A 12,964-nucleotide genomic window follows, 5' to 3' on the forward strand; every position below is an offset into this window, starting at 1 on the left:
GTTCGTCATTCTATACACAAGTAAATACCGCTGATTTCTATACGAGTATCGGTAAATAACCGAATAATCCCGATTAAAAAAGCCTTTAGTTTGTAAGAAACGTGAATTTGACACCAAAACTTGATAAAAAAACGAGTTTGATAAGATTAGTTGATAATTAAGGAATATCTTTGTCTTTACAACTGCAATAGAGGAATGTAGGGAATGATACGAAATATTATAAATTTAAAGGCAATAATACTTTATTTTGGATTGATTTTATGCTTGATAGCCGGTATGCCGACTCCGGCTTATGGGAGTTTTTCATATCCGGTCAAGGATGAATCGTATGTATTGGTAATAAATTCATATGTGGATGGCGAACGCAGGTCTGGCAATTTATTAAACATGATCTCGAAGTTCGCTACCCCGGAGGAGTACACCCTCCGGATAGATCATATGAGCGTGATGTTGGTTGATACGCCAGAGAAATTAAAAGAGAAGCAAGAGGCCTTCTTTGAAGTTAATAAGAAGAAGCCGGATGGAATTATCTACTTAGGCGTAAATGGATGGGCTTTTATGCGGGATAAGATCCGGGAGAAATGGGGGGATATTCCCACTCTGGTCTGTTCGGAAACGGGTGAAATGGCAGAAGATGAATGTTATTTTAATCAGCGGCATTCCTCTGATAGGGTGATCCCTTTACAAGAGGCGGTTAAGGGGTATAACGCTACGGGCTTGGTTATCCCTTATTATGTTAAAGGTTCGATCGACTTGGTGAAGGAATTAATCCCGGGTTTGAAACGTCTGATTTTCATATCCGACAGACGTTATGTCTCCACATGGCTTCGGGATGAGATGGAGAAACATATGGAAACTTCTTTCCCTGAGGGGAAAGTGGATTTTTATACGGAGGGTTCTTGCTCCATGGATAGTTTAATGGCGGTTCTGTCGGAGAAAGACCCACATCGAGCGACGGCCGTGATGTATTACTCGTGGATTACCGAGAAACCTTTCTTGAATCACTCGTTATTATATAGTACTTTGTATCAAGGTATAAACGGCATTTCTAGGCATCCTGTTTTTTCTTTATATGATATGGGCGTGGAAGAAGGATATACGATTGGTGGATATTATAATAGCTCTAAAACGATTGAGACAGCTCTAATTCCCTTGCTACAGCAAGTTTATAACGGTGAAGATATGGGCAAGATCCCGGTTTCAACGGTGGATGATCCTCATAAATACTTGAATTATGTTTCGCTGATGAGCGCGATGTCTAATGAAGATAATTTCCCACATGATGCGATCTATTTGAATGCGCCTCCCTCTTTTTTAGAAAAATATTGGATGCCGCTATTAGGCTTTCTGATTTTCTTTCTGGTAGTCGTGTTTTTAGCGTGGCATTACGTGTATCGTTCTAAGCAAAAGATGAAGGAAGTGGAGTTGAGGCTATTATCCCGTTACCGTGATTTATTTAATAATATGCCATTGCCTTATATACGGCAGCGGCTGATTCGGGAAGGTACGCAAATCGATGTGCAGGTTTTGGATGTAAACCATGCTTTCGAGGAAAAAATCGCTCCTAAAGATTTCGTGGTAAATAAGCATGGAAAAGAGATCGCTAATTTAATTGGGGGAAGTTATCCTTTGCTTCTATCGGCTGTGCCTACAGTTCTGGAGAGTGGGAAATCCTTTACTTGTGAGTATTATTTTGAGCCGACAGGGCTTTACTATACGATTATCATCATGCCTACCTCGGAAGAGAATGTAGTTGACGCGTTTTTTATTGATATTACGGATATCCATAAATTCCAGACGCATTTGAAAGCCATGAATCATAAGCTGGCTATGGCGTTAGAGGCGGCAGATCTTTTACCGTGGCGATATAATCTGGCTGAAGGGAAGATTATCTATGAGTCGAAAGTACATCCGGAAGATAATATAGAGACTGCCGAGATACATACCCATGAGGTTTCGTTGAAGGAATATTTCAGCAAGATACACCCGTCTTTCAGGGCTTGCGTGGAAAAGGCTTTCGATGATTTGTGTAATGGGAAAATAAAGAAAGTACGAAAAGAATATTGTCTGGAGCGGTTGATTCCGGGAGAAGATCGCCATGAGTGGGAGGAGATACAGGTAATGGCCGAATATGATGCTTCCGGTAAACCGAAAGCGTTGATCGGTTCTACGATATCTATTACCGAGCGTAAGCAATTGGAACATGACCTTCGAATGGCTAGGGATAAGGCGGAAGAGTCGAATAAATTGAAATCAGCGTTTTTAGCAAATATGAGCCATGAGATACGTACACCGTTAAATGCGATCGTAGGTTTCTCTAATATCCTTGCCTCGACCGATGACCTTGAGGATAAGAAGGAATTCGCTGATATTATCGAGAATAATAATTCCCTATTGTTGCAGTTGATAAACGATATCTTGGATTTGTCAAAGATCGAGGCGGGTACCTTGGAGTTTACTTATGACTATGTGGATATTAACGCTGTATTGAGGGATTTGGAGCAATCGGCTCATTTGAAGAATAAGAATCCGGATGTACAGATCTCATTTAAGGATTATCTGGAGCCTTGCGTGATTTATACGGATCGAAATCGTCTGTCTCAACTGATGATCAATCTGTTGAACAATGCCATGAAATTTACGCTGGCAGGATCGATTTTATTTGGCTATAAGTTGAAGGATGATAATACGTTGTGGTTCTATGTAGAGGATACGGGCTGCGGAATCCCGGAGAATAAGCGGAAAGATATTTTCGGACGTTTTGTAAAACTGAATACTTTCGCTCAAGGAACAGGACTGGGTTTAAGCATCTGTGAGATGATTGTTACCCAGATGAAAGGAACGATCGGGGTTGATTCTATGGAAGGGAAAGGCTCTAAGTTCTGGTTTACATTGCCTTTTCAGCCGAAGAAAGAATTATTTCCTAGTGAAGAGCAGAAGCCTGTTACTTTGGAGAAGATCGCCCGAAGTGAGGTTACGATCTTGATCGCTGAGGACAATTCCAGTAATTATCGCCTGTTTGAGTCTATATTGAAGCCTGAATATAAATTGATTCATGCATGGAATGGAAAGGAGGCTGTGGAGCTATTTCATCAGCACAAACCGCAGTTGATCTTGATGGATATAAAGATGCCGGTCATGGATGGATACGAGGCTACCGCAGAGATTCGTAAGGTTTCTGCTAGCGTGCCTATTATTGCGGTGACGGCTTATGCTTTCGCCCAAGATGAGCAACGGATCATTAATAGTGGATTTGATGCCTATACGGCGAAACCGATTAATGGGAAGATCTTAAAAGACAAGATATCAACTTTATTGACGCATCGGATTATTCTGATGTAATCGAAGGGCTTTGCGGGAAGCAGACCTTATAAAACAATTAAAGCCTGTCTCACGACAAGCCCTAACCAAACTTTGTTAACCTTAAATCTAATACTATTATGAAAAAACCACTATGCAAATATACGGAGTTACCGCTATTTGTCAATAGTTTAAGTGCTAAATTGTGTTTTGTAACATGTAATAAAATCTAATAGGAACTTATGCCTCATTGAAATCTTTCGATAGAGTCGCATATATTCTTTATACCTCCCTCTTTTTGGATCATCTCGCCTATATGAGCGGCATTTTTCTTATAAAGCGGATTGGTGACCAGATCACAAACCTTGCGTTCGATCTCCTGCTCGCTCGCTTTCGCTATCTTAACCCCTTCCGGCCCTAACCCTAATTGGTGGATTCGATAGGACCAATAGGGTTGATCGATAATCAACGGAGTGATTAATTGGGGCTTTCCCGCCCTTCCTACGCTATGGGTCGTGCCGCAACCTCCATGATGGATAACGCCGTCGCAGTGCGGAAATATCAAATTATGCGGAACCGGCTGCTTCATTAAGAATAAATGTTTATCCGCTTGTAAGGTGATTCCTGTCTTTGCCCAACCGGAACCGATGATGAGCCGATAATCATGTTTCTTGCAAATATCGACCAAGGCTTTGCTGAAACGGTTACCATCCTTGGAACTACAACTCCCGAGGGTAAAAAAGATAATAGGGCTTTGAGCGCTGTCGACGAATGATATCATTTCCTCGTAAGCCTTCTCATCATATTGAAAAGTGTCATTGAAGCAATAGCCTCCGATCGACCATTCGAACGTCCAGTCCGGATCTACGTTTCCTAGGTGCTGGCTGAAAAGCAAGTAATTATATGAACGCTCTCCCGCGTGATAGCCAAAATTGCGGATCGGAGCGAGTCCGTATTTAGCCCGGTTCTTATTGATCGTGTCTTTGACCATGAAATTGGTCATCCGGTTCATCAACTTCCATAGGATAGCGGGAGTGATGATCGGGTTGGGTTTGGGAAATGGCAATACGGCCGGGGGAATCTTCTTACCCGGCAAGAACGGGGCGTAGGCGGTACGTATCAAGGGTTTCTTGCAATACTCGGCGATACTTGCGACAGCAAATTCCGAGTTGGTCGATACTAAAATATCATGCTCTTTTAGTAGGGGAATCAATTGATCGAACTGTTTATCGATCACGTTCCGCATCCATTTAAGGAATGGCCGGAATTTATGTGAGTTTTGCGCTGCGCTATCGATCATGCCGCCGATATCGTCAAACTGTTGCAATACGTATTTAAATCCGTAGGGTTTAACGGTCTCCTCGAATATTTGAGGGAGATTGATGGTCACCTCATGGCCACGTCTTTCCAATTCGGCCGCTATGGCCAAATAAGGAAGGACGTCGCCTTGTGAGCCTCTGGTTACTAATAGTATTTTCATGCTACGTTTATTTATAGGCTATGAGGGTCTTGTTTACCGGATATTCAGTTGACGCAAACGCTCGATGTCCAGATGGTATTTGGCTTCCATCGTTTGTAGTTTCTGCTCATTGATGGCTAAGGGATGATTCAATCGTTTCGTTTCCCGGTATCCTTTATATACGGAGCGAATCATTTTACGTGGATTGAAAATGACAGATGAGGTGATCCAGCAGCCGTGCGTACACCAACAGTTGGCTTTATACCCATGTCCGATAGCGGCTATTTCCTGTTTCATCGCTTCGCTATTCATCACTTTACTTATATCGCAACCATATTCTTTTATATTTCCGAGCGGTTCCCGTAGCTCGCAGGCACGAAAACGTCCGTCGTAGTCGATTACCAAGGTAGTCTCTCCGGCCGTACAATCCATCCCCCAAGGGGTCGGGTGATCTATGTTGCTGGCACGCACATTATATAAGGTACGTATAAGGCCGAGATAGAAGAAGCGTGTGATCGGTTTCCTTAAGCCGGTGGTATCCGCTACCATCCGATCCGCATAAGCAGAATAGATAGGGGATATGTCATCTTGTATTTTGCGTAGCGTTGACTCGGTTAGGATTTTCACGCCATCGTCACGGGTCATGCCTCTGGCAGCCTCAATCGTATGCGTGGAGGTACGGAAACGTCCGTATACCCAAGTCATGAAGTCTTCTATCTGGTCTATATTGTATTTCGTGATAACGGTTGCTATATTTTTTAAGACTTTGCCGTCATCTCCGAAATTCTCCTGTATCTTACGCAGGGTTTCCAAGGCCTTATAGAAGTTTCCCGGTACGCCTCTCTGTGTATCGTGGGTCGTACTGAAACCATCCAAGGAAAGGCTTACGTTAATATTACAATCCGGGCAGTTCTGGCGGAACCGTTTTACCCATTCGACGATCCGGTCTGGTTTTAAGCCGTTCGTAGGGATGTTCACATCTTTGATATGGTTGTTTTTGTAGAATAACTCCAATATTTCCGGTAGATCCTCACGCAAGGTAGGCTCACCCCCGGATATCCATAATCGATTGAATTGCCCGGCGGTTTCTGATATCTTCTTGATTTCATCGAAAGTGAGGTCGGGTTGCTTCTTATCCATTTCTTGGGCATAGAAACACATCGCGCATTTGGCGTTGCATCGGCCTGTTACGAAAAGGAAGATCGACTCGAGTTTTCTTTCCGTGCTCATTGCCCTGAAAGAACTGGTGGTTCGTTTTTTGTCCATTTTATTTTTGTTTTACCATTTGTCTTATCTGGCGCATGATTTTTTCCTTGTGTTTGATCAACACCCGGAGAAAATAACATAAGAAGCCAAATAAAATACTTATTAGCATATACTATATGATCTTTAAAGGCAAAGATCGACGATAAAATGACGCTAAACAATCTCTATTTGCAGTATTTTATGGTCCATGTTTAAAAGGTAGGTCTATAAACAATTAAAGCCTGTCTCACGACAAGCCCTAACCAAACTTTGTTAACCTTAAATCTAATACTATTATGAAAAAACCACGATGCAAATATACGGACTTTTCAATTCCTGTCAAGATCTGTAGTGCTAAATTATGTTTTTCAACATATAACAAAAATAAAAAGGCGCCTTTCTTTTAGAGAAAGACGCCTTTTCCATGATATACTAATCAAATATTAGTCTTGTAATTTAGCGCAAATGAACTCACGGTTCAAACGAGCGATGTTGCTAACGGAGATATTCTTCGGACATTCCATCTCGCAAGCACGTGTGTTCGTACAGTTACCGAAGCCAAGCTCATCCATTTTAGCGACCATAGCTTTGGCACGGCGAGCAGCCTCGACTTTACCTTGAGGCAACAAAGCCAGCTGGCTAACCTTAGCGGATACGAATAACATAGCGGAACCATTCTTACAAGCGGCGGCACAAGCGCCACAACCGATACAAGCAGCGGCATCCATTGCCATCTCAGCGTCTGGCTTAGGAATAGGAATTGCGTTTGCGTCGGGTACACCACCGGTATTTACGGATGTGAAACCACCCGCCTGAATGATTTTATCGTAAGCGTAACGGTCTACCATTAAGTCGCGGATTACCGGGAAACCGGCGGAACGCCACGGTTCGATCGTGATGGTCTCACCATCGTTGAAACGGCGCATGTATAACTGGCAAGTCGTAGCTCCAGTTGCCGGTCCATGCGGATGTCCGTTTACATACAATGAACACATACCGCAGATACCTTCACGACAGTCATGGTCAAAAACAACAGGTTCTTTACCTTCGCTGATTAATTGCTCGTTCAGGATATCCAACATTTCCAAGAAAGAAGTGCCTTGGTTGATGTTTTTAAGTTGGTAAGTTTCGAATTGTCCTTTTACATTCGGACCTTTCTGACGCCAAACTTTGAGTGTGATATTTATATCTTTATCCATGATTCTAATTTTTGCAATGATTGATTACTTCTTATAGTTACGTGTCTGAGGAACTACGAATTCATAGTTCAAATCTTCCTTCAGCATAACAGGGTCTTTATCCTCACCCTGATATTCCCAGCAAGAGACATACATGAATTTGTCATCGTGACGTAATGCCTCGCCTTCCTCAGTCTGGTGCTCCTCACGGAAGTGACCACCACAAGATTCAGCACGGTCTAAAGCGTCATGTGCCATCAAGGTACCGATCTCGATAAAGTCTGCCAAACGTAACGCTTTCTCCAGCTCTACGTTCAAGTCATCTGCGTTACCCGGAATGAATACGTTGCTCCAGAATTCCTTCTTCAAGTCTTTCAACATCTGGATAGCCTCTTTCAAGCTCTCTGCGTTACGAGCCATACCGATGTGTTCCCACATGATGTGTCCCAAACGTTTGTGGATAGAATCAACAGACTCTTTACCCTTGATGCTCATCAATTTATTGATACGGGCTTGGATATTCTTCTCTGCCTCGTTGAACTCAGGCAGATCGGTGCTGAAACGCGGAACCTGAATCTGGTCTGACAAGTAGTTCTGGATTGTATAAGGTAATACGAAGTAACCATCGGCCAAACCTTGCATCAATGCGGAAGCACCCAAACGGTTTGCGCCGTGATCGGAGAAGTTTGCCTCACCGATAGCGAACAGACCCGGGATAGAAGTCATCAATTCATAATCAACCCACAGACCACCCATTGAATAGTGCAATGCCGGGTAGATCATCATCGGAGTTTCGTATGGATCGTCGTTGGTGATTTCTTCGTACATATCGAACAAGTTACCATATTTCTGTTTTACAACCTCTTTACCCAGACGGTTGATAGCGTCGGAGAAGTCCAAGAATACAGCCAAACCTGTGTTATTAACACCGAAGCCAGCGTCGCAACGCTCTTTAGCGGCACGAGAAGCCACGTCGCGAGGAACCAAGTTTCCGAATGCCGGATAACGACGTTCCAAATAATAATCGCGATCTGCCTCAGGAATATCTTTACCTTTCTTTGTTCCTGCCTGTAAAGCCTTAGCGTCTTCCAGTTTCTTCGGGACCCAGATACGACCATCATTACGCAAAGACTCGGACATCAAAGTCAATTTAGACTGATAATCACCGTGTACCGGAACGCAAGTCGGGTGGATCTGAACCATACAAGGATTAGCGAAGTAAGCGCCTTTCTTGTAGCATTGCCATGCGGCGGAACCGTTAGATGCCATAGCGTTGGTTGACAAGAAGAACGTATTAACGTAACCACCCGTAGCTACAACTACAGCGTGAGCGGCGTAACGCTCGATCTTACCTGTAATCAAGTTGCGGGCGATGATACCACGAGCACGACCGTCTACCTTAACTACATCCAACATCTCATGACGAGTGTACATCTTAACCTTACCCAAACCGATCTGACGGCTCAACGCTGAATAAGCGCCTAACAAAAGCTGCTGACCCGTCTGGCCACGGGCGTAGAACGTACGTGATACCTGAGCGCCACCGAATGAACGGTTATCCAACAAACCACCATATTCGCGAGCGAAAGGAACGCCTTGAGCCACGCACTGGTCGATGATTGAGTTAGAAACCTCAGCCAAACGATAAACGTTAGCCTCACGAGCACGGTAGTCACCACCTTTGATCGTATCGTAGAACAAACGGTAAACAGAGTCACCATCATTCTGGTAGTTCTTAGCGGCGTTGATACCACCTTGAGCGGCGATAGAGTGCGCACGGCGGGGAGAATCTTGGATACAGAAGTTCAATACGTTGAATCCCATCTCTGCCAAAGATGCGGCAGCGGAAGCTCCAGCCAAACCTGTACCGACTACGATAACATCCAAACGACGCTTGTTAGCGGGGTTCACCAATTTCTGGTGATTTTTATAATTAGTCCACTTCTCAGCCAACGGGCCTTGAGGTATTTTAGAATTTATTTCAGACATAATGATTTAATTTCAAAAGTTCTTAATTATAAAACCTGTAGCTTGCAATTAAGCACCTACTCCGTTTAGGAAGAAGATGATAGTAATGATCGCGAAAAGTCCGCAAATAACCGTAGCTACGATCTTAGAGATACATTCCCAGCGGTTCATCCAGATCGTGTTATTCCAACCGATTGTTTGGATAGCGCTCCAGAAACCGTGAGTCAAGTGGAACCACAAAGCCACGTACCAGATCAAATAAAGAACGGTGATCACGGCATTACCTTGGAAGTAATAGTTGATAAAAGCGGCTCCGTCTTGTGGAGATACCATAGCTGACCCCAATGCAACTTCGTGATGACCGATCAATTCGGCGAACATCATCTTATACCAGAACTGGCTGAAGTGCAACAGCATGAACAGGATAACGATCAAACCCAAAACGAACATGTTCTGAGATGCCCATTCCACGCCTTTCGGACGAGCGTTGATAGCGTAACGGTCGTTACCACGTGCCTTACGGTTTTGCAAGGTAAGAATGATAGCGTACACGAAGTGGATCACAACGCCTGCGGCCAATACGAGAGTAGCTGCCACAGCGTACCAATTAGAGCCCAACAGCGAACAAACCATGTTATAAGCCTCTCCGGAGAAAACGGCCGCCACGTTCATCGACAGGTGGAACAATAAGAACAGAACAAGAAAGAGGCCTGATATACTCATTATCAGCTTCTTCCCGATAGAAGAATTAAGTAACCACATAAGATAATAATTTAAGTTATTTAATTGTATTTAGAAATTTCTACTTAAACTATGTAATTATCACGCAAAGGTATGCTAAATCCATATATCGCGCAAACGATTAAAGAAATATTTCTGCATTAATGGGAGAGGTCAGGGCATGTGCCCCGACACATGAAATAATGCGGAAGGAAAAGGCTTTCCTTATGAATAATTTATATACATTTGCCTATATGCGTAAGGATTTGAATGGGGCACGGCATTTTTCTATAGGGATCAAGTTTACGATCTTATTGTTTACGATCGCGATCTTGGTTCTTGTGCTTTTTTCGTATAGGAGCGACAAGCATGGCAACCTGTTCTGGCAGGTAGAGAAATTGATTCCGCATCATCCGGACAGCGCTTTGGTGTTATTAGAGAAAGTGACGGATGTCAATGGATTATCGCTTCGAGAGAAAGCCCGTTATTGTCTGTTATGGACCGAATCACGGGATGAGGCGGGATTGAGGCATACATCGGATTCCATAATCTCTATCGCTACGGATTATTATAGGACGACACGAGGCTGTTACTGGCCTCCCAAAGCGTGGTTTTACCGGGGGAAAGTCTATGAGGATATGGATCAACCGTCCCTAGCTTTGGAATGCTATTTACGTGCGTTGGAATATGAGGGAGGGAATTGGGATTACGAATTTTGGGGACGGTTATATAACCAGATAGGGAGGCTGTACGCCGAGCAGGAATTATATGGCAAGGCTATGTCTTTTTTGAGAAAAGCGAGTGCCCAATATCAGCTCTTGAATGATACGGCCGGACAAGGCCGGATACTGGAGGAAGTCAAGAAATACGAGGCGTTACGGGATTCTATCGGATCGCTGTCAGCGAGAGAATCGATTTATCAGATCACTTCCCGGTATGATGTAAGGCCGGTTCGTGAGGACTTATATAGGAAAGAATTGATGTTATCGCAAAGGGGACAGGAGCGTTATCTGTACGCGTTTATTATCGGCATAATCCTATTTATTTGCTTCCTCCTTTATCGGCGATGGAGAAATACGCAGGAAAACGCTCTTCGAAGGGAAGAAGCCTTGCGACGTTCGATTGCTAGCCAGCAACAACGTATGCGAGAAGAAAAAGAAGAGAATGAACGGCAAATCACCCTTTTGGAAAAAAGAATTACGAAAATAAAGGAAGAAAAGGATCAAGAGTTGATGTTGGTTTCCTTACAATTGGAAAAACAACGGCTGGAGATTTGTAACGAGTCGATTCATAATAAGGAGAGTAAGCATTTATTATCTGTTGCGATCTTGCGGAAATCGGAGGTCTATGAGAAGTTTCACGATCGGGATGCCGGCAAGATTGTCTCTGAGGATTGGGAGCTTTTGGAGGTGCTGTTGAATAAGGCTTATGATGACTTTACCTTACGGCTGAAAAAACTATATCCTGCTATTTCCGATACGGAGTTGAAGGTCTGTATGCTTACGAAGATCGGCGTTCCCGCCAACCAGATCACACGGGTATTGAAATATAATAGTTCGGTACTTCGTCCTCGTCTATTCCGGAAGATTTTTAAGAAAGAAGGTTCTACGGAGACATTTGTGGAGTTTATCTCAAGTTTTTGATTATTATGTATTTATAGCGGTCTTGGCAGGTTTGTTCTCATTTTTGTTCTCATTTATCATGTGATTTGTGAGATATGCGGGATATTTTTGGAGGCAAAAAAGCATGGTTATGAAAAGTGTAAAGTTAGCCTCTATCTTGTTTTATTTAAATAGTGTTTTTGTCGTTTCTTGTTTCGTGTCATGCGGTTCTTCGCCAACGGAAGCGTCCTCTCTTTTAACCGCGGATATAAGAGGGGGGATGGATAAACCGGGGCTATTGGGATTAGGCGATGAGATCAAGGGGGTTACTTTTGTCCCTTTAGAGGTGACCACGGATGATGCCTCGTTGATAGACGGAGTTTATGATTATGCCGTGACAGATCGATATATCTATGTGCTTCCCGTAAAAGAGCCCCGTATCGTCCTGTTCGATCGGCAAGGGCGTTTTATCCGGACGTTGGTAAAAGAAGGGCAGGGGCCGGGTGAATTTAGCGGTATTCTGCCATGTATCCAAGTGGACGAACGTAATGACCGCCTTTTTTTATTTAGTAATAATCGAGTTTGGGAATATACGTTGGAAGGTGAATTTATCGGACAATCCACCCATGAGTATTCGGTAATCTATATGCGTCATATCGGAAAGGATCGTTTCGCCGCCATATCATTCCCTTTTCAGCCTTTCAACGGAGGGGGATTCGGATTGGGCCTATTTTCGAGGAAAGGGGATACGATAGCGATCAAGAATGATTTTTATTCCTTTTTATTACCTCATGAGAAGAGCGGGTTCACGACAAGCATCGCCCCCGCTTATTCTGATGCGCAAAACTCCGTGTTGTTTAAGACCGGTAGCAATGATACGGTCTTCTGTATCTCGGCGGATCGAATAAGTGCGGCTTGTGTCCTTGATCTGAAAAACTCGGATGCGGAAGTGATTCGTTCGTTGGATGTTACGGACATGAGTAATTTGCGAATTGAAAAAAAGGATCCCAAGGATATCTTTGTGCAAGATATGATTGAGTTTCCGGCACATTATTATTTCCGTTTATTGTATAACCAAGGCTATTATATAGCCTCTGTAGATAAAAAGACGGGAAAGACACTTGTGGAAAAATGTGAGATGCCGGGTTCTATCTATGAACTGGCGGATGCGAACCTTCAACATGGCATGCAGGGTACGAGAAGTTATCGGAATTTCCCGGTCTGGGGGAGGGTCGTAAAAGATGAGCTGGTACAAGTAGTGACCCCGTATGAGCTAAACTTATATAAATCGCTTCGCTCGATCACGATTCCGCAGGAGTTGAACTTAAAAGGAGAGGAGGGCAATCCGGTTTTTGTGTTCTATTCGCTTATCTGACTTCGATGTGTATCACTCGGTTGTACTTCTTGTAATAATCTAGCGATAGAAGCTATAGTATTCATGGCTACTATCTATAGAAAATCCGATTTACTATTGATAGTAATCTGATTTATTA

At 43.5% G+C, this 12,964-nt stretch carries 8 protein-coding genes; 3 read left to right on the forward strand and 5 right to left on the reverse strand.

The features are described from left to right. Positions 1 to 204 precede the first annotated feature (204 nt). Positions 205 to 3,342: an ATP-binding protein gene (locus tag ACESPU_RS08690; RefSeq protein ID WP_373133280.1), complete on the forward strand. Its 3,138-nt coding sequence runs from the start codon at positions 205 to 207 to the stop codon at positions 3,340 to 3,342. Between the two features lie 205 nt (positions 3,343 to 3,547). On the opposite strand, the gene ACESPU_RS08695 is transcribed toward ACESPU_RS08690, so the two are convergent. The 5 genes from ACESPU_RS08695 to ACESPU_RS08715 form a co-directional block, all read right to left on the reverse strand. Then, positions 3,548 to 4,780 (reverse strand): glycosyltransferase, encoded by a 1,233-nt coding sequence (locus tag ACESPU_RS08695; RefSeq protein ID WP_036616340.1) that lies wholly within the window; start codon positions 4,778 to 4,780, stop codon positions 3,548 to 3,550. A gap of 33 nt (positions 4,781 to 4,813) precedes the next feature. Then, positions 4,814 to 6,025: a radical SAM protein gene (locus tag ACESPU_RS08700; RefSeq protein ID WP_158532914.1), complete on the reverse strand. Its 1,212-nt coding sequence runs from the start codon at positions 6,023 to 6,025 to the stop codon at positions 4,814 to 4,816. Between the two features lie 422 nt (positions 6,026 to 6,447). Next, positions 6,448 to 7,203 carry a succinate dehydrogenase/fumarate reductase iron-sulfur subunit gene (locus tag ACESPU_RS08705; RefSeq protein ID WP_036616332.1) on the reverse strand — a complete coding sequence of 252 codons (756 nt, stop codon included), beginning with the start codon at positions 7,201 to 7,203 and terminating at the stop codon, positions 6,448 to 6,450. 24 nt (positions 7,204 to 7,227) lie between these two features. Next, positions 7,228 to 9,171, reverse strand: coding sequence for a fumarate reductase/succinate dehydrogenase flavoprotein subunit (locus ACESPU_RS08710; RefSeq protein ID WP_036616329.1), 1,944 nt, complete (start codon positions 9,169 to 9,171; stop codon positions 7,228 to 7,230). Positions 9,172 to 9,219: 48 nt separating this feature from the next. Then, a complete protein-coding gene (locus ACESPU_RS08715) occupies positions 9,220 to 9,912 on the reverse strand; it encodes a succinate dehydrogenase cytochrome b subunit (RefSeq protein ID WP_005859976.1) in 693 nt (230 codons plus the stop codon). A 185-nt stretch (positions 9,913 to 10,097) separates the two neighbouring features. Here ACESPU_RS08715 and ACESPU_RS08720 point away from each other — a divergent pair, with 185 nt between their 5' ends. Together ACESPU_RS08720 and ACESPU_RS08725 are read left to right on the forward strand one after the other, a co-directional pair. Further along, positions 10,098 to 11,513, forward strand: a complete 1,416-nt coding sequence (locus tag ACESPU_RS08720) for a tetratricopeptide repeat protein (protein WP_158532913.1) — start codon at positions 10,098 to 10,100, stop codon at positions 11,511 to 11,513. Between the two features lie 109 nt (positions 11,514 to 11,622). Continuing rightward, entirely contained in the window at positions 11,623 to 12,846 is a 1,224-nt protein-coding gene (locus ACESPU_RS08725) for a 6-bladed beta-propeller (RefSeq protein WP_121962464.1), read from the forward strand. Positions 12,847 to 12,964: the final 118 nt, after the last annotated feature.

It is taken from the genome of Parabacteroides sp. 20_3 (genome assembly GCF_964238835.1).
GTDB classification, from domain to species: domain Bacteria; phylum Bacteroidota; class Bacteroidia; order Bacteroidales; family Tannerellaceae; genus Parabacteroides; species Parabacteroides distasonis.

Coding starts and splice junctions, on each gene's coding strand:
- ACESPU_RS08690 (WP_373133280.1), top strand. CDS start 205: ATGATACGAAATATTATAAATTTAAAGGCAATAATACTTTATTTTGGA.
- ACESPU_RS08695 (WP_036616340.1), bottom strand. CDS start 4,780: ATGAAAATACTATTAGTAACCAGAGGCTCACAAGGCGACGTCCTTCCT.
- ACESPU_RS08700 (WP_158532914.1), bottom strand. CDS start 6,025: ATGGACAAAAAACGAACCACCAGTTCTTTCAGGGCAATGAGCACGGAA.
- ACESPU_RS08705 (WP_036616332.1), bottom strand. CDS start 7,203: ATGGATAAAGATATAAATATCACACTCAAAGTTTGGCGTCAGAAAGGT.
- ACESPU_RS08710 (WP_036616329.1), bottom strand. CDS start 9,171: ATGTCTGAAATAAATTCTAAAATACCTCAAGGCCCGTTGGCTGAGAAG.
- ACESPU_RS08715 (WP_005859976.1), bottom strand. CDS start 9,912: ATGTGGTTACTTAATTCTTCTATCGGGAAGAAGCTGATAATGAGTATA.
- ACESPU_RS08720 (WP_158532913.1), top strand. CDS start 10,098: ATGAATAATTTATATACATTTGCCTATATGCGTAAGGATTTGAATGGG.
- ACESPU_RS08725 (WP_121962464.1), top strand. CDS start 11,623: ATGAAAAGTGTAAAGTTAGCCTCTATCTTGTTTTATTTAAATAGTGTT.